The sequence below is a fragment of the Pseudomonas sp. OV226 genome (assembly GCF_003148705.1).
Taxonomy (GTDB): Bacteria; Pseudomonadota; Gammaproteobacteria; order Pseudomonadales; family Pseudomonadaceae; genus Aquipseudomonas.
This window is the reverse complement of sequence record NZ_QGGS01000001.1, coordinates 410,522-431,512: the sequence shown is the minus strand read 5'-3', so window position 1 is coordinate 431,512 and position 20,991 is coordinate 410,522. Positions and strand designations below refer to the sequence as shown.

18 protein-coding genes are annotated in these 20,991 nt (G+C 59.8%); 15 read left to right on the top strand and 3 right to left on the bottom strand.

Translation table 11 applies throughout. The features are described 5' to 3' along the window. The first annotated feature begins 1 nt into the window (after position 1). Complete coding sequence (locus tag C7534_RS02180) at positions 2 to 1,600, top strand: ABC transporter permease (protein WP_109784813.1); 1,599 nt, start codon at positions 2 to 4, stop codon at positions 1,598 to 1,600. Next, positions 1,597 to 2,667, top strand: a complete 1,071-nt coding sequence (locus C7534_RS02175) for an ABC transporter ATP-binding protein (protein WP_109784812.1) — start codon at positions 1,597 to 1,599, stop codon at positions 2,665 to 2,667. Before C7534_RS02180 ends, C7534_RS02175 begins: the two co-directional genes overlap by 4 nt. A gap of 10 nt (positions 2,668 to 2,677) precedes the next feature. Here the strand turns inward: C7534_RS02175 and C7534_RS02170 are convergent, their stop codons facing one another. Next, positions 2,678 to 3,616 (bottom strand): site-specific integrase, encoded by a 939-nt coding sequence (locus C7534_RS02170; RefSeq protein ID WP_408980989.1) that lies wholly within the window; start codon positions 3,614 to 3,616, stop codon positions 2,678 to 2,680. Positions 3,617 to 3,998: 382 nt separating this feature from the next. Here C7534_RS02170 and arnB point away from each other — a divergent pair, with 382 nt between their 5' ends. The 13 genes from arnB (at position 3,999) to C7534_RS02105 (ending at position 18,916) form a co-directional block, all read left to right on the top strand. Further along, the gene (gene arnB, locus C7534_RS02165; RefSeq protein ID WP_109784810.1) at positions 3,999 to 5,147 is read left to right on the top strand and encodes a UDP-4-amino-4-deoxy-L-arabinose aminotransferase; all 1,149 of its coding nucleotides are present in this window, start codon (positions 3,999 to 4,001) and stop codon (positions 5,145 to 5,147) included. Next, positions 5,144 to 6,163 (top strand): undecaprenyl-phosphate 4-deoxy-4-formamido-L-arabinose transferase, encoded by a 1,020-nt coding sequence (gene arnC, locus C7534_RS02160; RefSeq protein ID WP_109784809.1) that lies wholly within the window; start codon positions 5,144 to 5,146, stop codon positions 6,161 to 6,163. Before arnB ends, arnC begins: the two co-directional genes overlap by 4 nt. Next, positions 6,160 to 8,151 carry a bifunctional UDP-4-amino-4-deoxy-L-arabinose formyltransferase/UDP-glucuronic acid oxidase ArnA gene (arnA, locus tag C7534_RS02155; RefSeq protein WP_109784808.1) on the top strand — a complete coding sequence of 664 codons (1,992 nt, stop codon included), beginning with the start codon at positions 6,160 to 6,162 and terminating at the stop codon, positions 8,149 to 8,151. The genes arnC and arnA overlap by 4 nt, the downstream gene beginning before the upstream one ends. Beyond that, positions 8,151 to 9,035 carry a 4-deoxy-4-formamido-L-arabinose-phosphoundecaprenol deformylase gene (arnD, locus tag C7534_RS02150; RefSeq protein WP_109784807.1) on the top strand — a complete coding sequence of 295 codons (885 nt, stop codon included), beginning with the start codon at positions 8,151 to 8,153 and terminating at the stop codon, positions 9,033 to 9,035. The genes arnA and arnD overlap by 1 nt, the downstream gene beginning before the upstream one ends. Continuing rightward, positions 9,032 to 10,678, top strand: a complete 1,647-nt coding sequence (gene arnT / locus C7534_RS02145; protein WP_109784806.1) for a lipid IV(A) 4-amino-4-deoxy-L-arabinosyltransferase — start codon at positions 9,032 to 9,034, stop codon at positions 10,676 to 10,678. The genes arnD and arnT overlap by 4 nt, the downstream gene beginning before the upstream one ends. Then, entirely contained in the window at positions 10,675 to 11,019 is a 345-nt protein-coding gene (gene arnE / locus C7534_RS02140) for a 4-amino-4-deoxy-L-arabinose-phosphoundecaprenol flippase subunit ArnE (protein ID WP_109784805.1), read from the top strand. Before arnT ends, arnE begins: the two co-directional genes overlap by 4 nt. Further along, on the top strand, positions 11,016 to 11,417 hold the full coding sequence (gene arnF / locus C7534_RS02135) for a 4-amino-4-deoxy-L-arabinose-phosphoundecaprenol flippase subunit ArnF (protein WP_109784804.1): 402 nt from the start codon (positions 11,016 to 11,018) through the stop codon (positions 11,415 to 11,417). The genes arnE and arnF overlap by 4 nt, the downstream gene beginning before the upstream one ends. Then, positions 11,414 to 12,793, top strand: a complete 1,380-nt coding sequence (locus tag C7534_RS02130) for a UDP-glucose dehydrogenase family protein (protein ID WP_109784803.1) — start codon at positions 11,414 to 11,416, stop codon at positions 12,791 to 12,793. The genes arnF and C7534_RS02130 overlap by 4 nt, the downstream gene beginning before the upstream one ends. A 5-nt stretch (positions 12,794 to 12,798) precedes the next feature. Further along, positions 12,799 to 14,382: an ArnT family glycosyltransferase gene (locus tag C7534_RS02125; RefSeq protein ID WP_109784802.1), complete on the top strand. Its 1,584-nt coding sequence runs from the start codon at positions 12,799 to 12,801 to the stop codon at positions 14,380 to 14,382. A 92-nt stretch (positions 14,383 to 14,474) separates the two neighbouring features. Beyond that, positions 14,475 to 15,653, top strand: a complete 1,179-nt coding sequence (locus tag C7534_RS02120; RefSeq protein WP_109784801.1) for an MFS transporter — start codon at positions 14,475 to 14,477, stop codon at positions 15,651 to 15,653. A 161-nt stretch (positions 15,654 to 15,814) separates the two neighbouring features. Then, a complete protein-coding gene (locus C7534_RS02115) occupies positions 15,815 to 16,522 on the top strand; it encodes an HPP family protein (RefSeq protein WP_109784800.1) in 708 nt (235 codons plus the stop codon). Between the two features lie 132 nt (positions 16,523 to 16,654). After that, positions 16,655 to 17,761, top strand: a complete 1,107-nt coding sequence (locus C7534_RS02110) for an enoyl-CoA hydratase/isomerase family protein (RefSeq protein WP_109784799.1) — start codon at positions 16,655 to 16,657, stop codon at positions 17,759 to 17,761. A gap of 3 nt (positions 17,762 to 17,764) precedes the next feature. After that, positions 17,765 to 18,916, top strand: a complete 1,152-nt coding sequence (locus tag C7534_RS02105; RefSeq protein ID WP_077430194.1) for an acyl-CoA dehydrogenase family protein — start codon at positions 17,765 to 17,767, stop codon at positions 18,914 to 18,916. Between the two features lie 86 nt (positions 18,917 to 19,002). Here the strand turns inward: C7534_RS02105 and C7534_RS02100 are convergent, their stop codons facing one another. Continuing rightward, entirely contained in the window at positions 19,003 to 19,776 is a 774-nt protein-coding gene (locus tag C7534_RS02100; protein ID WP_077430195.1) for an enoyl-CoA hydratase, read from the bottom strand. A gap of 13 nt (positions 19,777 to 19,789) precedes the next feature. Further along, positions 19,790 to 20,917 (bottom strand): acyl-CoA dehydrogenase, encoded by a 1,128-nt coding sequence (locus tag C7534_RS02095; protein WP_046027328.1) that lies wholly within the window; start codon positions 20,915 to 20,917, stop codon positions 19,790 to 19,792. Positions 20,918 to 20,991: the final 74 nt, after the last annotated feature.

Genomic DNA, 20,991 nt, shown 5'->3' with positions numbered 1-20,991 from the left:
GATGCCAGAAACCCTGCCAGGGGGTGTCGCCACGGCGATGCCCTCGAACTTGCGACGACGCGCCCGTGGTGTCTTCGCAGGTCGCGGCGGCGCGTGGGTGATCAGTTTGTCCATACTGGTCTCGCTCCTGTCGCTGTTACCGATTGCCTTCGTACTCGGTGTGTCGATCCAGACAGGCTGGGCGGCCATCGTGCCGCTGGTCTTTCGACCTCGGGTCGCTGAATTACTGTTCAACACCGTGCTGCTGGTGCTGATCACTATTCCTTTATGCATCATGCTGGGCCTGGCGCTGGCCTGGCTGACAGAACGCACCAACCTGCCGGGTCGACGCGGGTGGTCGCTGCTGGCGACGGCGCCGCTGGCCGTACCGGCGTTCGTACACAGCTATGCGTGGGTGAGCCTGGTGCCACCGATACATGGGCTGTTTGCCGGCGTCCTGGTCTCGGTCATCGCCTACTTCCCGTTCCTGTACCTGCCAATCGCCGCCACCTTGCGCCGGCTCGACCCGGCCATCGAAGACGTCGCCGAATCGCTGGGGCTCAAGCCCTGGGCGGTGTTCTTTCGTGTGGTGCTGCCGCAACTGCGTCTGGCCATTTGTGGCGGAGCGTTGTTGGTGGGCCTGCACTTGCTGGCCGAATATGGCCTGTACGCGATGATTCGCTTCGACACCTTCACCACCGCGATCTTCGACCAGTTCAAATCCACCTTCAACGGCCCGGCCGCCAACATGCTGGCCAGTGTGCTGGCCCTGTGTTGCCTGGCGATGCTGACCGCCGAATCCGCCGCTCGCGGAACGGCGCGTTATGCCCGGGTGGGGTCGGGAAGCGCGCGCGCACAGCGGGTTGTGCGCTTGGGTTCGCTAGCCAAAACACTTGGCCTGCTGCTGCAAATCATCACCTGCACGCTGGCACTGGGTGTGCCGTTGATCACGCTGGGCAAGTGGCTGATGGCGGGCGGCACACAGGTCTGGGAACTGGACGAATTGATGCCGGCACTGCAACAGACATTGCAGCTTGGCGCGGCGGGCGCGGTTCTGACGACCTGCGCTGCGATTCCGATTGCCTGGCTGTCAATTCGCTCGCCGGGACGGTTGCAACGGGTACTGGAAAGCTGCAACTACATCACCAGTTCGTTGCCGGGGATTGTCGTCGCGCTGGCCCTGGTGACCGTCACAATCCACTTTGCGCGGCCGATTTACCAGACTACGATCACCGTGCTGCTGGCGTATTTGCTGATGTTCTTGCCTCGGGCGCTGGTGAGTTTGCGCGCGGGTATTGCCCAGGCGCCGGTAGAGCTGGAAAACATCGCGCGCAGCCTCGGCCGCTCGCCCGGTCGGGCCTTGTGGCTGATCACCTTGCGCCTGGCCGCACCGGGTGCCGCCGCTGGAGCAGCGCTGGTGTTTCTGGCGATTACCAATGAACTCACCGCCACCCTGTTGCTCGCGCCCAATGGGACGCGCACCCTGGCCACCGGTTTCTGGGCCATGACCAGCGAAATCGACTATGCCGCGGCTGCGCCCTATGCGCTGTTGATGATCCTGCTGTCACTTCCGTTGACCGGGCTTCTTTATCACCAATCCAAACGAACGGCTGGCCGATGAACGCACTTGAACTGCATGCCATTTCCAAGTCCTATGGCGACCAAAAGGCGCTGGAGAGCATCAACCTGTCGGTGCCCAACGGCAGCCGAACGGTGATTGTCGGCCCGTCCGGTTCAGGCAAAACCACCCTGTTGCGGATGATTGCCGGCTTCGAGTTCCCGGACACGGGCCGTCTTTCAATCAATGGCCAGACACTCGTCGACGACACCCACGAGGTGCCGGCCCATCAGCGCCTGATCGGCTACGTCCCCCAGGACGGTGCCCTGTTCCCGCACATGACCGTGGCCGCCAATATCGGTTTCGGCCTGTCGAAAAAGGGCCACGAAAAAAACGAACGCATCGCTGAACTGATGGACAGTGTGGCGCTGGACAAGAGCATGGCCAACCGTTGGCCCCACGAACTCTCCGGCGGCCAGCAGCAACGTGTGGCCCTGGCGCGGGCGTTAGCCCAGCAGCCACGCTTGATGCTGCTCGATGAGCCTTTTTCCGCCCTCGATACCGGTCTTCGAAGCGCCATGCGCAAGATGGTCGCCCGACTGTTGTCCGATGCCGGTGTCACCACCATCCTGGTCACTCATGACCAAAGCGAAGCGTTGTCATTTGCCGATCAACTGGCCGTGATGCGTGATGGCCGGCTCGTGCAGTCAGGCCACCCGCTGGATCTCTATCGCTACCCCGACGATGAGCAAACCGCGCTGTTTCTCGGGGATGCCGTGGTCATGCCTGCCAGAATCGAAGCCGGCTGGGCCCATTGCGACCTCGGCCGGATACCGGTGAACAACCACCGCAACAACAAATCGGCGCAAATCATGCTGCGCCCCGAGCAACTGCAACTCGTCAGCATCCATCCCAGCCCCGACGAAGTGGCCGGGTGCCGCGCCGTGGTCACCGACCGGGACTTCAGTGGCAATACCTGCACATTAACCGTGGAATTGCAGACCCCGGTCTTGGGGGAACAGTCGGGTCGGTCATTAACGGTACGCAGTTCAGGTATGTACGCGCCGCCTGCCGGCAGCGCGGTGCATGTCTCGACCATCGGCCATGCCCACGTGTTCAGCGAGTCGTAACCGGCCTGTTTTAAAGATCAAAGCGATCCACTGCGCGTCGCCGCTCGTTGTCGTCGCGCACATCGTAATTGGCGGTCGTCTGGATATTGCTGTGATGCGCCAGTTTCTGGGCAATGGACAAATCGTGCTCCTCGATCACGCGAGTGATGAATGAGCGCCGAAAATCATGCGGCATGATCTTCACACCCACCTCGGCACCGCGCTGGCGCGCAATGTAATAGATCGCATGCTTGGTCACGCGCTCGCGGGTGATATGGCTGCCACGCCGGATCCGATTGAACAGAAACGGGTCGTCCACTTCGCCCTCCTTGAGCTGTGAACGACGAAACGCCAGCCAGGCCTCCAGTTTGGTGAAGGCCCAGGCGGGTGCGTACTTGATCAATTGCTTGTTGCCCTTGGCGGTGACCCGCAGGCTGCGCTCGGCAAAATCGACCTGTGACAGGTCCAGGTTCACCGACTCCGACTTGCGCATGCCCGAACCGTACAAAATCCCGATGATCGCTGCGTCCCGCAACCCTTGTGGCCGGGGATCGGCGGCACACACCGCCATCAACTCCTGGATCAGCGTGCGCCGCAAGTTACGCCCCTGGGACAACCGGGTGCCGGCAATCCCTTTGACCGAGCGCATTTTCAGCAGATGCTCCTGACTGATCAGGCTCATACGCCACGCCTCGTTCATCACCCCGCGCACCGCGTTAACGTACAGCGATGATGTATTGGGGGCGTAGCCGTCTTCGCGCAACGCAGCCACTAGCGCAATGACATTTTCCGGCTGCAGCTGATGCCAGGGGATCTCCTCGATGTTCACGTCTTCGAAACCCAGGCGATCCGCGGCATCCTGCAAAACATATCGCATGGTCAACTGACTGGAGGGCGCGAGCCGGGCCAGGTACAGGGTCAACGGATTGGTCTTTGTAGCAACAGGATGGGTAACAGGTAAGTCAATCAAACGAAACGGCCTTGTGAAAACGATGCAGTAAAGCAACTAAGGGTTGAAATATCCTTCATCTAAAATGGAGACTTCCGTAGGACTTTCCCTCTAAAAACCGCGATGAACGGCACGAGTCTGAACAGTGCCTGTATGACGCTCAGATAAACGAATTGCCAACCGGGTTTTCATGTTCCTTTCACGAAAATGCGCATACCCTCAACGAGTCGCGACTGTCCCTCACAGGGCTCCAACGTGCCGACCGGAACAAAAAAAGTCAATTGATGCGGTTTATCACGCAGTTTCGGTAACTGATTGAAGCAGCTAATTTTTTATCGTCTACGCTTGCCTTGGATCCAACACATCCGGTATTTATGTCCGTTCATTTCAGCCCGAGGTGCCCATGAGTCAGGCGTTTCTCCCCTTCTCCCGCCCGAGTATCGGCGATGAAGAAATTGCAGCCGTAGAGCAAGTATTGCGCTCCGGCTGGATCACTACCGGGCCGAAAAACCAGCAATTGGAAGAGCAATTCGCCAACTATGTTGGCTGCCGGCATGCCGTTGCACTTTCTTCGGCCACCGGTGGCATGCACATCACCTTGCTGGCACTGGGCATTGGTCCGGGCGACGAAGTCATTACCCCGTCCCAGACATGGGTGTCCACCGCCAACATGATCTGCCTGCTGGGCGCCACGCCAGTGTTCGTCGACGTTGACCGCGACACACTGATGAGTGATGCCACCAGCATCGAGGCGGCCATCACCCCGCGCACCAAGGCCATCATTCCGGTGCACTACGCCGGCGCTGCCTTCGATCTCGACCCGCTCTATGCGTTGGCCGACAAACACGGTATCGCCGTCATCGAAGACGCCGCCCACGCCGCCGGCACCTTCTACAAAGGTCGACACGTCGGTTCGACAGGCACGGCCATCTTCTCGTTCCATGCTATCAAGAATATGACCTGCGCCGAGGGTGCGATGTTCGTCACCGACGACGAAGCGCTGGCCAGCCGGGTGCGCATGCTCAAGTTTCATGGCCTCGGCGTCGATGCTTACGACCGCATGACTCACGGCCGCAAACCTCAGGCACAGGTGATGGAGCCGGGTTTCAAATACAACCTGGCCGACATCAATGCCGCCATCGCACTGGTACAGCTGGAGCGCCTGGACGACATCAACGCCAAACGCACCGAACTGGCACGCACGTACCTGCAACGCCTGGAAGGCAGCGCCGTGCAGCCGCTCGCGGTGCCGACCTACCCGCAACAACACGCCTGGCACCTGTTCATCCTGCGCATCGATCCCGAGCGCTGCGGGCTGGACCGTGAAGCGTTCATGAAGGGTTTGCAGGAGCAAAACATCGGCACCGGCATCCACTTTATAGCCACACACCTGCACACGTATTATCGTCAGCGTTTCCCGAACATTTATTTGCCCAACACCGAATGGAACTCGGCGCGGCTATGTTCGATTCCCTTGTTCCCGGACATGACCAACGATGATGTCAATCGTGTGGTCGATGCCATTGAAAACGTTATGGACAGAGCTCAGTGAAACCTTACCCAATCAATTGCGTATCGGTTGTTATCCCGGTCTACAACGAGCAAGACAGCCTGCCCGAGTTGCTTCGACGTACTGAAGCGGCGTGTGAGCAGTTGCACCATGAATACGAAATCGTGTTGGTGGATGACGGCAGCCGCGACGATTCGGCGCAAATCCTCGAGGACGCTGCCAATCGCGAAGGCAGCAAAGTGGTCGCGGTCATTCTCAACCGCAACTATGGCCAACACGCGGCGATCATGGCGGGCTTCGAGCATTGCAAAGGTGATGTCGTCATCACCCTCGATGCCGACCTGCAAAACCCGCCTGAAGAAATTCCGCGACTGGTGGCCCAGGCCGAACTCGGTTATGACGTGGTCGCCACGGTGCGCAACAACCGTCAGGACTCGGCCCTGCGCCGCTGGCCTTCGAAGCTGATCAACCTCGCCGTTCAGCGCTCGACCGGCGTTGCCATGAGCGATTACGGCTGCATGCTGCGTGCTTACCGCCGCACCATCGTCGACGCGATGCTGGCCTGCCGCGAACGCAGCACCTTCATCCCGATCCTGGCCAACAGTTTTGCCCGGCACACCACGGAAATCCTGGTGATGCATGCCGAACGTGAACACGGCGAATCCAAGTACAGCCCCATGCGCCTGGTCAACCTGATGTTCGACCTGATTACCTGCATGACCACCACGCCATTGCGCCTGCTGAGCATCATCGGCTTCGCCATGGCCGGTCTGGGTGTGCTGTTTGCCATGACATTGATTTTCTTGCGCCTGGTGTTTGGCGCTGAATGGGCCGGCGACGGTTCGTTTGTACTGTTTGCCGTGCTGTTCGTGTTCACCGGTGGGCAATTCATCGGTATGGGACTGTTGGGCGAGTACCTGGGACGCATGTACAGCGATGTCCGTGCCCGCCCTCGTTTCTTTGTCGAAAAAGTCTTGCGCAGCCAACCCGCCGCGCCCGCCCCCGTTGTCACCGTTGACGGTCTCACTTCCACTTCTTCAGATCAGGTTCTCTCATGAGTGCAAAAGCTGTTGTCTTCGCCTACCACGATATTGGCTGTGCCGGTATCGAATCCCTGCTTGCGTCCGGCATTGAAATTGCCGCCGTGTTTACTCATGCCGATGATCCCAAAGAAAACGCCTTCTACGGTTCCGTTGCCCAGTTGTGTGCGCGAAAAGGCATCCCGGTTCATGCCCCTGAAGACGCCAACCATCCGCTGTGGATCGAGCGCATCGCCAAACTCGACCCGGATTACCTGTTCTCGTTCTACTACCGCAACCTGCTGACCGAACCGCTGCTGGCCACCGCCCGCAAAGGCGCATTCAACCTGCACGGTTCGTTGCTGCCAAGCTACCGTGGCCGCGCGCCGGCCAACTGGGTACTGGTGAACGGTGAGACCGAAACCGGCGTGACCTTGCACCGTATGGTCAAGCGCGCCGACGCAGGCGCGATCATCGCCCAGCAAAAAGTTGCCATCGAGCGCAGCGATACCGCCCTGACCCTGCACGGCAAGTTGCGCCTGGCCGCCACCGACTTGCTGCGCGACACCCTGCCCGCCTTGCTGCAAGGCAAAGTCACCGAAACGGCCCAGGACGAATCCAAAGCCACGGTGTTTGGTCGCCGCACACCTGCCGATGGCAAGCTGTTCTGGAAAAAGCCGGCAGAAGAACTGTTCAACCTGGTCCGCGCCGTGACCCAACCTTACCCGGGCGCTTTCTGCGACGTGGGCGAGCACAAGCTGATCGTCTGGAATGCTGAAGTAGCCAAGGGCAATGAAGGCCTGGCGCCGGGTCGCGTCATCAGCGTCGACCCTCTGCGCATCGCTTGCGGCGAAGACTCGCTGGTGATCACCGCCGGTCAGCGCAATGACAACGGTCTTTACCTGAGCGGCCCGCAACTGGCCAACGAATTGGGCCTGGTCGACGGCTCCGTACTGCGCGGTGCCGAATCCGGTCGTGCACCACGCCGTACCCGCGTGCTGATCCTGGGCGTCAACGGCTTCATCGGCAATCACTTGTCCGAGCGCCTGCTGCGTGACGACCGCTATGAGGTTTATGGCCTGGACATCGGCTCGGACGCTATCGAGCGCCTGCGCAGCCACCCGAACTTCCACTTCGTCGAAGGCGATATCAGCATTCACTCCGAGTGGATCGAGTATCACATCAAGAAGTGCGACGTGGTCCTGCCGCTGGTGGCGATTGCCACGCCAATCGAATACACCCGCAACCCGCTGCGCGTATTCGAACTGGACTTCGAAGAAAACCTGAAACTGGTTCGCTACTGCGTCAAATACAACAAGCGCGTGATCTTCCCGTCGACCTCGGAAGTCTATGGCATGTGCCAGGACCCGAACTTCGACGAAGACACCTCCAACCTCGTCGTCGGCCCGATCAACAAGCAACGCTGGATCTACTCGGTCTCCAAGCAACTGCTTGACCGCGTGATCTGGGCCTACGGCCAGAAAGGCCTGAACTTCACCCTGTTCCGTCCATTCAACTGGATGGGTCCACGTCTGGACCGTCTGGATTCGGCTCGTATCGGCAGCTCCCGCGCCATTACCCAGCTGATCCTGAACCTGGTGGAAGGCACGCCGATTCGCCTGTTCGACGGCGGCGAGCAAAAACGCTGCTTCACCGACATTGCTGACGGTGTTGAAGCGCTGGCACGCATCATCGACAACGACAACGATGTCTGCAACGGCCAGATCATCAACATCGGCAACCCGGAAAACGAGGCCAGCATCCGTCAACTGGGCGAAGAGCTGCTGCGTCAGTTCGAAGCTCACCCGCTGCGCAGCAACTTCCCTCCGTTCGCCGGTTTCCGCGACATCGAGAGCAAGGCGTTCTACGGCACCGGTTACCAGGACGTGTCCCACCGCAAACCGAGCATCGCCAACGCCAAGCGCCTGCTGGACTGGACGCCAACGGTGGAAATGAGCGAGACCATTGGCAACACGCTGGACTTCTTCCTGCGTGAAGCCATGCTCGAAATCGCGGACAAGCGTTAATGCAGGCAGGCCTTCGAATCGATGTCGACACCTACCGAGGCACCCGTGAGGGGGTGCCCCGGCTGCTGGAACTCCTCGATGAAGCGCAAGTCAAGGCGACGTTTTTCTTCAGTGTCGGACCGGACAACATGGGGCGCCACTTGTGGCGCCTGATCCGTCCGCAATTCCTCTGGAAAATGCTCCGTTCCAATGCTGCCGGGCTGTACGGCTGGGATATTTTGCTGGCCGGCACCGCCTGGCCAGGCAAACCGATCGGCCGTGACCTGGGGCATTTGATGCGCCAGGCCCAGGCTGCCGGGCATGAAGTCGGCCTGCACGCTTGGGATCACCATGGCTGGCAGGCCAACGCCGGACGCTGGAGCGACGCACAGTTGATCGAACAGATCCGCCGGGGCGTCGACACGCTCAGCGACATCCTTGGGCAAAAGGTCGACTGTTCAGCCGCTGCCGGTTGGCGCGCGGACGAGCGTGTGATCGAAGCCAAAGAGACGTTCGGCTTTCGCTACAACAGCGATTGTCGCGGACAGAGTCTGTTTCAGCCGATCCTGGCCGGTGGTGGTTTAGGTGCACCTCAGATACCGGTGGACTTGCCGACCTTCGACGAGGTGGTCGGCCCGACGGTCGCCGCCAATGACTTCAACGCCTTCATTCTTGATCGCTTTACCCCTGAACAACTCAATGTCTACACCATTCATGCAGAAGTAGAAGGGATTCTGATGGCCAACGATTTCCGTCAGCTGCTGGCCGATGCACGCCAGCGTGACATTCATTTCCAGCCCTTGGGCGATCTGCTCCCGGACGCTCTCAACACCTTGCCCACAGGACGTGTGCTACGTGGTGCCCTTGACGGCCGCGAAGGCTGGCTGGGAGTGCAAGGCGCATGAGCAAACGCTGGGCTCTTCCCCTATTGCTGGTCCTTTTCGCCTTGGCGTATCTGCTGCCACTGGGTACCCATGGCTTGTGGATTCCAGACGAAACCCGCTACGCGCAGATCAGTCAGGACATGCTCCTGAGCGGCAATTGGGTATCGCCGCATTTCATGAGCGTGCGCTATTTCGAAAAACCGGCGGCTGGTTACTGGATGATCGCTGCCAGCCAGGCGCTGTTTGGTCAGAACCTGTTTGGCGTTCGGTTTGCCTCGGCGCTGAGCATGGGCCTGAGCGTGTTGCTGTGTTTCCTGATCGCCCGCCGACTGTGGAACGATCCGCGCAAGAGTTTTGCCTGCGCACTGCTGTACATGAGTTTCAGCGTCATCGCCGGTCATGCCGGGTATGCCAACCTGGATCCGCAATTCACCTTTTGGGTCAACCTGAGCGTGGTCGGCCTGTGGTTTGCCCTGGACAGCGTCGGCCGTCAGCGGCTGTTCGGCTGGGCAGTTCTGGGACTGGCCTGCGGCATGGGCTTCATGACCAAGGGGTTCCTCGCCTGGTTGCTGCCGGTGCTGGTGGCCCTGCCCTACATGATTTGGCAAAAACGCTGGAAAGAACTGCTGATCTACGGCCCGGTTGCGATTGTCGTGGCCATTGTGGTGAGCCTGCCGTGGGTGTTGGCCGTTCACTCGCAGGAGCCCGATTACTGGCGGTTCTTCTTCTGGCACGAGCACATTCGCCGCTTTGCCGGCGACGACGCTCAACATAGCGAGCCGTGGTGGTACTACCTGCCGCTGTTGGTCGCCTTCAGCTTGCCGTGGGTGGCGCTGTTGCCATCGGCGTTGAAACAGGCGTGGCAAACCCGCCGCCAGGCCAGCATCGGTTTCCTGTTGCTGTGGATGGTCATTCCGCTGGTGTTTTTCAGCATCAGCAAAGGCAAATTGCCGAGTTACATACTGCCGTGCCTGCTGCCCTTGGCCCTGCTGCTGGGGAACGCACTGGCCGACCGATTGAAGCTGGAACAGGGTCGCCTGCTGGGCATCAACGGCTTGCTGAACCTGGTGCTGGGCCTGGTCACCCTGATTGCCCTGGTCTACCTGCAACTGAAAAAGCCGCTGTATGACCATGAACTGCACAACCTGGTGTTGGTGTTCATCGGTTTGATTGGCTGGATCATGGCCAACCTGCTGCAAGCCTTTAGACCGTTGCAATGCTGGGCCGCACCGGCATTTGGCAGTCTGCTGCTGATCGGTTTGATTCCGGCCGGCTTGCCCAATTCGGTGGTCGCCAACAAGACGCCCGACCAATTCATCCTCCATCACATGGATGAGCTGGCACAGACCGACAAACTGTTGAGCAACGATCTCGGCGCCGCTTCCGCGCTGGCCTGGCGCATGAAGCACCCGGACGTGGCGCTGTACAACACGATAGGCGAATTGAAATACGGTCTTGCCTACCCTGACTCGGCACAGAAGCTGGTCACTGTCGGCCAGGTTCAGCAGTGGATGAGCGACGCCCGCCGAAGCGGCTCGGTCGGTGTGGTCATGCGGGTGAAGGGTGACGAGGAATTGCAGGAAATCGATCTGTTGCCCAAGGACGGTAAACGCTATGAACAAGGCAACCTCGTCATTCTGATTTTCCCTAAGGAGGCACCGTGAGCCTGCTGTTGGTACTGGTTGCGTGCCTACTGACATGCCTGGGACAGATTGCTCAGAAATACGCCGTAGAGAGCTGGCGTGGCCAGACCTCGGGATGGGCCGACAAGCTGCGCTCGCCGTGGTTGTGGCTGGCGCTTGTCTCGTTGGGGTTGGGCTTGCTGGTTTGGCTGCTGGTGTTGCAGCGCCTTGAAGTCGGCATTGCCTACCCGATGCTCAGCCTCAACTTTGTGTTGGTCACGCTGGTCGCCCGTTTTGTTTTCCATGAAACGATCGACCGCCAGCACTGGTTCGGGGTGGCACTGGTGATCGGTGGCGTGGTTCTGCTGGGGCAACACGCATGAGCCTGCGTCGCGGAATCACCTTCGCCATGGGCAGCGTGCTGCTGGTCAGCGCCGCGCAATTGGGCATGCGCTGGAGCATGACGCGCCTGCCGTCTCCGGAAAACGTGTTGTCTTCCAGCATCGATCTGGTCGCGGTGGCGGTCGTGCTGAGCGCGATTGTGGCCTACGCCCTCTCGATGCTCTGCTGGCTGGCCGCCCTGCGTGACGTGCCGCTGGGCCGGGCCTATTCGCTGCTGAGCATCAGCTACGCGCTGGTGTACTTGCTGGCCGCCAGCCTGCCAGTGTTCAACGAATCATTCAGTCTTTCAAAGACCGTCGGGGTGGCTTTGGTCATGCTCGGGGTCATCGTCATTAACTCTCGTTCAGTTCGCGCGCCCGAAATCAGGAGTGCTTCATGAAAATCAGTGTATTTGGTAGTGGTTACGTTGGTCTGGTGCAAGCGGCCGTCCTGGCTGAAGTCGGCCACGACGTGGTCTGCATGGACATTGACGAGAAAAAAGTCGAATTGCTGCAACAAGGCCATGTCAGCATTTTCGAACCGGGGCTGGCCAGCCTGGTGCGCGAAAGCCTGGACGCCAAACGCCTACAATTCACCAGCGATGAAAAATTCGCCGTGCAACATGGCCAGGTCCTGTTCATTGCGGTGGGTACACCGTCCCAGGACGATGGCTCGGCGGACCTGAGCTACGTGATGTCGGTGGGCGATGCGGTAGCACGCCATCGCGAACAGCCGGCGATTCTGGTGGAGAAATCCACGGTACCGGTAGGCACCGGCGACGCATTGCGCGCGCATATCGACAAATGTCTTGCGAAGATCGGCCGCGATTTGCAGTTCGATATCGTCTCCAACCCCGAATTTCTCAAAGAAGGCTCGGCCGTGGCCGACTGCCGGCGCCCGGACCGGATCATCATTGGCTGTGAACGTGACGAAGTCCGCGAAGTCATGCGCGACCTCTATGCACCGTTCAACCGCAACCACGACCGTGTCATGTTCATGGACCTGCGCAGCGCCGAGCTGACCAAGTACGCCGCCAACTGCATGCTGGCGACCAAGATCAGCTTCATCAACCAGATCGCCGAACTGGCCGAGCACCTGGGCGCCGACATCGAATCGGTGCGCCTGGGCATCGGCGCCGACTCGCGTATCGGTTACCACTTCATCTACCCCGGCTGCGGTTATGGCGGTTCGTGTTTCCCCAAAGACATGCGCGCGCTGATTCACAGCGCCCAGGAAGCGCACTGTTCCAGCGACCTGCTGCAAGCGGTGGAAGCCATCAACGAGCGCCAGAAGCACAAGCTGTTCGAACGGGTCAAGGCGTTCTATCGCGGTGATCTGCGGGGCAAGACCTTTGCCGTATGGGGCCTGGCGTTCAAACCCAACACCGATGACATGCGCGATGCGCCGAGCCGGGTACTGCTGGAATCGCTATGGGCTGCGGGCGCCAATGTGCGTGCTTTCGACCCGGAAGCCATGCAGGAAACTCAAAAGCTCTATCCGAATGAATCGAAGCTGATGCTCATGGGCACGCCGGAATCGGTATTGACCGGTGCCGACGCACTGATCGTCTGCACCGAATGGCAACAGTTCAAGGCGCCAGACTTCGACCTGATCCAGCAGCGCCTGAACGCACCAGTGATTTTCGACGGCCGTAACCTGTACGACGCAGACCGTATGGCACGCAACGGCTTCAAGTACTTCCCGATGGGCCGTGGCGAATCGCGCAACCTGCCGATTCCGTATCAGCAATGGTCCAGCAACGCCGTGGACGCGTAATCGCCATGTACCCACGCATCCGCCAACAGTCCCTGGCGTTCGGGCTGTTGGCGCTGTTGTTGTTCTGTGCCGGGATGTCTCACCAGGCGGCCATCGGTTTCGATTCGCGCTTTGTGCTGTTCGCCCAGGAGATGCTGCGCAACGGGCCGTCGTTTTTTCCGACGACCTATGGCCAGCCCTATGCCGATTACTCGGGGCTGTCGACCGTGTTTATCTGGCTGCTTTCCTTGCCTTTCGGGCAGGTCAACAGCCTGAGCGCATGGCTCCCGAGCGCTATCGCCGCAGCGGTCATCGTGACATTGATGTACCGCCTGCTGGCGCCCTATTCCACGCGTTGGGCGGTGTTGAGCATCGCCATGATGCTGCTGACCTTCACCTTCATTACCGAAGCCCGGGCCGTGTCCCTGGACTTGATGCTCGCAGCGGTAGCGTTTGCGGTGTTTTATCTGGGCTACGCCGCCGATCATTTTGGCGCGCCGCGTCGATGGGTGCTGATCTTTGCCTTGCTGGCGCTGGGTTTCTGGATTCGCGGGCCTATCGGCCTGGTGATTCCCACCGGCGTGCTCTGCAGCTATTTCCTGCTCGATCGCCAATGGCGCAGACTGTTTGTCTTCGGTCTGTTGGCATCGGTCCTGCTGGTGGCCTGCATTGGCGTGTTGCTATGGCTGGCGGATGTCAGTGGTGGCCCGGCGTTTTTGCAGGAAGTGATTCGCATGCAGTTCACGGGACGCATGGACGGCACCGAAGGCTCCAACGACGCGCTGTATTACTTCACCAGCTCGGTAGGCAACTATGCCCTGGCGTGGCCCTTGGCCGTACTTGTGCTGATTGCCGTCGTGCTGTCACGCCCGAGGGAGGCTGGCCCGGCATTGCGCCTGGTGCAGTACTGCGTCGCGGCCGGGTTGATCGTGATGATCGGCCTTTCCGTGCCTCAGGCAAAAAAGGCCCGCTACCTGCTGCCGATGCTGCCCATGGCGGCGATTGTGGCGGCGTACCCGTTTCAGGTTGCTCATGGGCGCTTGTTCCATTGGTTGCGGGGGTTGATCCAGAGTCTTTGGTTGCTGATGCCTGGCCTTCTGATTATTGGCTTGGTTGTCTTGCAGCGAAAATTTCCTGACCAGGTTGCGCATCACCCTTCGCTGTTTGTCGTTCTTGGCTTGCTGCAAGTGGTTGCCCTGGTGGCACTCAAGCGCCCGCAATGGCGAGCGCAGACATTGGCGCTTTGTGCGGTTCTGGCACTGTGGTCGTTTTATATCCTGCAATTCGAGCCTGTCCAGCGACAGCTCTACGACACCCGGACGTTCAGTCGCGAGGTGTTTGAACAGGTGCAGAAGGATCCGGCGCCGCTGGTTATGCACGGCATGGGTAAAGACGCCAAGGCCATCAAGTTCATGGTCAACATCAAACAGGACCTGCATCCGGTTTTCACTGAGTCGCCTCAGGAACTGGAAAGCCTCAAGGGACCTGCGTGGTTGATGATGGACCTGAACGTCTATAAATCGCTGCAAGGCACTGCATTCGGTGCGTTGCCACCGGTGCTGAGCGGTCGATTCGACAAGAATGATTTTGTGCTGCTGCATTTACAGTGAGGATTTCAGGCAGTCGCGCAATCGCGAGACTGCTAAAGTAGCGCCGACGATCGAGCTGAAACCGGCTTGATCGAATAGGGATATTCATCACCGTGGTCGCTTACTCTCCGCTTGTTCGCCGTCTTTTGATCTGCTCGCTGACCATCGTTGTCAGCCGCGCCATCACCAGCCCCTTGCTCACGCTGTTTGTGAGCGACAAGCTTGGCCTCAACCAACAAGACGTTGGTTTGCTGCTGGGTATCGCCGTGTTCGTCGCCACCCTGCTCTCTCTTTACGGCGGCTACATCATCGATCGCTTCGAGAAGCGTCGATTGCTGATCCTCGCCATGCTCTCCAGCGCTGTCGGCCTGGTGCTGCTGACCTTTGCTGAAAACCTGTACCTGACCACCCTCACATTAATTGTCACCGAAACTGCATCATCGTTATTCCTGATCGGCTCGAAGGCGATCCTCAGCGACAACCTGCCCGTGGGCCAGCGCGCCAAGGCATTTTCCTTGAGCTATACGTTGACCAACATGGGTTACGCGGTCGGGCCGATGCTCGGTGTGTTGATCGCCAGCGTTTGTGCCAGCGCGCCATTCCTGATTGCGGCGGCCATCGCTTTTTTCAGCATGTTCTTGATGACCGGCATTGCGAAAGACCCGGGCACGGCTCCCCTCATCGGTCAGGCCCAGAGTTTCCTCAAGACGCTGGTCACCCTGAAAAACGATCGCACCCTGATCATGTTCACCGGGGGCTGCTTGCTCAGCACGGTAGTGCATGGCCGCTTTACCTTTTATCTGTCGCAGTACCTTCTGGCGACCAGCAACCCAAAGCACACCATGGAAATCATGGCCGCCCTGCTCGCCTGCAATGCCATCAGCGTGATCCTGCTGCAATACCAGATCGGCCGGTTCCTCAAGCGCGAGCAATTGCGCTACTGGATTGTCGGTGGCACTGGCCTGTTCATTGTCGGGTTGATTGGCTTCAGCCTGGCTGACAGTCTGGTGTCGTGGTGCGTGGCGATGTTCATCTTCACCCTCGGCGAAATAATCATTTACCCCGCCGAATTCCTCTTCGTCGACACCCTCGCCCCGGAAGAACTGCGCGGCAGCTATTACGGCGCGCAGAACCTCGCAGCGCTCGGCGGCGCGTTGAGCCCGGTGATCTGCGGTTTCCTGCTGATGCACACGCCCGCACCCACGATGTTCTATGCCCTGGGCGCATTGGCCGCGATGGGCGGCGGCCTGTGTTTCATGAGTGGGCGACGCGGCTCCATACTGCAAAATTAGTGCACTGAAAGCTCATTAATATGAATTTGTCAGTGCCGGGAATGCGCGGCAAACTGTGTCCCGTTCCTCCCCCAATAGTGGGAACAACTTCAAGGGCTTTCTGGGTATCCCAGCCAAGCCTTTTTTTTTGCTCACGTTTTTGTCTTCGGATTGATTTCATCATGTTCGCTCGCTGGTTGCCCGCCGCCATCAACACCCGCCCCTCCGAATGGAGCCGCGCCGCCATCGGCATGGCCCTTGGGACGATGCTCAGCGTCTGGTTGTGCGGTCAGGTATTCGGCATGGAGGTAGCACTGCATTTGATCGGACCACTGGGCGCATCGGCGGTGTTGTTGTTCGCCGTCTCCTCCGGCGCCCTCGCCCAGCCATGGTCGATTCTGGGCGGCTACTTGAGCGCCGGTGTCGTTTCGTTATTGGTTGCGCACGTGCTCGGTCGCACGCTGGGCAGTGCTTGCCTTGCGGCCGGCATGGCGCTGGTGTTGATGTGCTGGCTGCGTTGCCTGCACCCACCAGCCGGCGCATTGGCCTTGCTCCTGGTGTTGGCCGACCCGGCCACCATTACCATGGACTGGAAAGCCCTCGGCCCGGTGATGCTCGGCGCCTGCGCCATGCTGTTCTGCGCCCTGGCCTACAACAACCTGACGCGCATTCGCTACCCAAAACGCGCCGCCGAACCGGTAGCCGTATTACCCGCCGGCCCTCCGTCCATCGACAGCCAGGCCATCACCGCCCAGGATCTGAAACTGGCCTTGGCGGACATGGACGCGTTCATCGACGTCACGCCTGAAGACCTCGAACAGCTTATCCATGCCAGCGAGTTGCACGCCAAACGACGCAGTATCAGTGAAGTGTTTTCCAGTCGGCCTTAGATGCCTCCCATGCATTAATGCAAAGACGACCTGCATTATTCCGGGTTGTACAGGGCAAATTTGCACTGGTACGATCCGGGATCGCTCGCGTGCGAGCATCCTATAAAGAACAATAAAAGCAGGGAGTTAGTGATGACTGCTCAGGTTTCTTCTCCGGGGACTGGCTCCATGGACCCCACGCAAAATGAAGTGCTGGCCGAGGTTCGCAACCACATTGGCCACCTGACCCTCAATCGCCCCGCCGGCCTCAACGCCCTGACCCTGGACATGGTGCGCAACCTGCAACGTCAGCTCGACGCCTGGGCGCTGGATTCACAGGTGCACGCGGTGGTTTTGCGCGGTGCTGGTGAAAAGGCTTTCTGTGCCGGCGGCGATATTCGCTCGCTGTATGACAGCTTCAAAAGCGGCGACACGTTGCATCAGGATTTTTTCGTCGAGGAATACGCTCTCGACCTCGCCATCCACCATTACAGCAAACCCGTACTGGCCTTGATGGACGGCTTTGTCCTCGGTGGCGGCATGGGTCTGGTGCAAGGCGCCGATCTGCGAGTGGTCACCGAGAAAAGTCGCCTGGCGATGCCGGAAGTGGGCATCGGTTATTTCCCGGATGTCGGCGGCAGCTACTTCCTGCCACGCATTCCGGGCGAGCTGGGGATATACCTCGGTGTCAGCGGTGTGCAGATTCGCGCCGCCGACGCGCTCTATTGCGGTCTGGCCGACTGGTATCTGGACAGCGCCAAACTGGCGTTGCTGGACGAAAAGCTCGATCAACTGAAGTGGCACGACACGCCACTCAAAGACCTCCAAAACCTGCTGGCCACACTCGCCGTGCAGCAATTACCCGACGCGCCGCTAAAAGCTTTGCGTCCGGCCATCGACCATTTCTTCGCCCTGCCCGATGTGCCGAGTATTGTTGAGCAACTGCGTACAGTGACGTTTGCCGACAGCCATGAGTGGGCACTCACCACCACCGACCTGCTGGACAGCCGTTCGCCGCTGGCCATGGGCGTGACGCTGGAAATGCTGCGCCGTGGTCGGCACTTGAGTCTGGAAAACTGCTTCGCCCTTGAGCTGCACCTGGACCGTCAATGGTTCGAGCGCGGCGACCTGATCGAAGGCGTGCGCGCGTTGCTGATCGACAAAGACAAGAGCCCGCGCTGGAACCCGCCGACCTTGCAGGCGCTGGACGCCGAGCACGTCGCGAGTTTTTTCAGCGGGTTTGATGAGAGCGGGAACTGAGCCATGCACGATATCGAATTGAGTGAAGAGCAAGTCATGATCCGCGACATGGCCCGGGACTTTGCCCGTGGCGAAATCGCGCCCCACGCCCAGGCCTGGGAAAAGGCTGGCTGGATTGACGATGGCCTGGTGGCGAAGATGGGTGAACTGGGCCTGCTGGGCATGGTGGTGCCCGAAGAATGGGGCGGCACCTACGTCGACTACGTCGCCTACGCCTTGGCGGTGGAAGAGATTTCCGCTGGCGACGGCGCGACCGGTGCGCTGATGAGCATCCACAACTCGGTAGGCTGCGGGCCGGTCTTCAATTACGGCACTGAAGAACAGAAACAGACGTGGTTGCCGGATCTGGCCAGCGGCCAGGCCATTGGCTGCTTCTGCCTGACCGAACCGCAAGCCGGTTCCGAAGCGCACAACCTGCGCACCCGCGCCGAACTGCGCGACGGTCAGTGGGTGATCAACGGCGCCAAGCAATTTGTCAGCAACGGCAAGCGGGCGAAACTGGCGATTGTGTTTGCCGTAACTGACCCGGACCTGGGCAAACGCGGCATTTCGGCCTTTCTGGTGCCGACCGACACCGCCGGTTTCATCGTCGATCGCACCGAACACAAGATGGGCATTCGTGCCTCGGACACCTGCGCGGTCACCCTGAATAACTGCACCATCCCCGAAGCGAACCTGCTGGGCGAACGCGGCAAAGGCCTGGCCATTGCCCTGTCCAACCTCGAAGGCGGCCGCATCGGAATTGCCGCGCAAGCGTTGGGCATTGCTCGTGCGGCGTTTGAAGCGGCGCTGGCGTATTCGCGGGATCGGGTGCAGTTCGGCAAAACGATCAATGAACACCAGAGCATCGCCAACATGCTCGCCGACATGCACATGCAATTGAACGCCGCCCGGTTGATGATCCTGCACGCCGCACGCCTGCGCACGGCCGGCAAACCCTGCCTGTCGGAGGCGTCACAAGCCAAGCTGTTTGCGTCGGAAATAGCGGAAAAGGTCTGCTCGTCCGCCATTCAGATTCATGGCGGTTATGGCTACCTGGAAGACTATCCGGTGGAGAAGTACTACCGGGATGCGCGAATTACGCAGATCTACGAAGGGTCGAGCGAGATTCAGCGGATGGTGATCGCCCGCGAGCTCAAAAACTATCTAGTGTGAAGATGATCGTTCCCACGCTCTGCGTGGGAACGATCAAACCTGTGGGAGCCGGGCTTGCCCGCGATGGCGTCAGCGAAAACGCCGCATTACTTACCGACGAACTGCGCCTCACGCTTGGCAATAAACGCCGCCATCCCTTCTTTCTGATCCTGCGTCGCAAACGCTGCATGGAACACGCGACGCTCAAAGCGCACGCCTTCGGACAGGCTCACTTCAAACGCGCGGTTCACGCTTTCCTTGACCATCATTGCAATCGGCAGCGACTTCTTCGCGATCAGCGCCGCGACTTTCAGGGCTTCTTCCAACAGTTCATCCGCCGGAACGATCCGTGCGACGATCCCGCAACGCTCCGCTTCCACGGCATCGATCAAACGCCCGCTCAGGCACATTTCCATGGCCTTGGCCTTGCCCACTGCGCGAGTCAGGCGTTGAGTGCCGCCCATGCCTGGCAGCACGCCGAGGTTGATTTCCGGCTGACCAAATTTGGCGTTGTCGCCGGCCAGGATGAAGTCGCACATCAGCGCCAATTCACAGCCACCACCCAAGGCAAAACCATTGACCGCCGCGATGATCGGCTTGCGGCGGTTGGCCACGCGGTCGCTGTCGCTGAACAGGTCGTCGATGTAAATCTGCGGGTAGGTCAGCTCGGCCATTTCCTTGATGTCGGCACCGGCGGCGAAGGCTTTTTTCGAGCCGGTCAGCACGATGCAGCCGATGTTCGAATCGGCTTCCAGGCCATCGAGAGCGTGGTTCAGTTCACTGACGATCTGCGCATTCAACGCGTTCAGCGCTTGCGGACGGTTCAGGGTAATCAGGCCAACGCGACCGTGGGTTTCCAGCAAAATCGTTTCGTAGCTCACAGGGGACTCCTTCTCAAAGATTGCGCGAAATAACCATGCGCTGAATATCGCTGGTGCCTTCGTAGATCTGGCACACCCGCACGTCGCGGTAGATCCGCTCCAGCGGGAAGTCATTCAAGTAACCGTAACCGCCGAGGGTTTGCAACGCCGAAGAGCAGACTTTTTCAGCCATTTCCGAGGCAAACAGTTTGGCCATGGAGGCTTCGACCAGTGCCGGTTTGCCGCTGTCCCTCAAAGCCGCTGCGTAATGCACCATCTGCCGGGCCACGGCAATTTGCGTGGCCATGTCGGCAAGGCGGAACGCGACAGCCTGATGTTCGATGATCGGTTTGCCGAAACTCTCGCGCTCACGGGCGTAGTCGCGGGCCGCTTCGAACGCTGCACGGGCCATGCCCACCGATTGCGAGGCGATGCCGACACGGCCGCCTTCAAGGTTGGCCAGGGCGATTCGGTAACCTTCACCCTCCTCACCCAAGCGGTTGGCCACCGGCACTTTGACGTCTTCAAACAGAATCTGGCACGTGTCGGACGCGTGCTGGCCGAGTTTGTCTTCGACCCGGGCGACTTTATAGCCTGGCGAATCGGTCGGCACGATCAATGCGGTAATACCGCGCTTGCCGGCACTTGGATCAGTCACGGCAAACACAATCACCACCCCGGCGTTCTGCCCGGAGGTGATGAACTGTTTGCAGCCGTTGAGCACGTAGTGATCGCCTTCCAGGCGCGCACGGGTTTTCAGGCCGCTGGCGTCGGAACCGGCCTGCGGTTCGGTCAGGGCAAAGGCACCCAGCATCGCTCCGCTGGCCAGGGGCTTGAGGAAGCGCTCTTTCTGGTCGTCGTTGCCGTAGTGCAGGATCGGCACGCAACCGACCGAGTTGTGCACGCTCATGATGGTCGAGCAGGCGCCGTCGCCGGCCGCGATTTCTTCCAGGGCCATGGCGTAGGCCAGGTAACCGGTGTCGCAACCGCCCCACTGCTCAGGCACCAGCATGCCAAAGAAGCCCAGGTCGGCCATCTCAGCGATGGCCTCCTTGGGGAAGCGGTGTTCGCGGTCCCACTCGGCGGCGAACGGTTTCAGCCGTTCCTCGGCGAATTGCCGGGCCATGTCGCGAATTTGTTGTTGGTCGTCATTGGGAATCATGGCAAATCCTTAATATAAGCCCTGTAGGAGCAGAGCTTGCTCGCGATGGCGATTTCAAGGCCCCCATCGCCGGC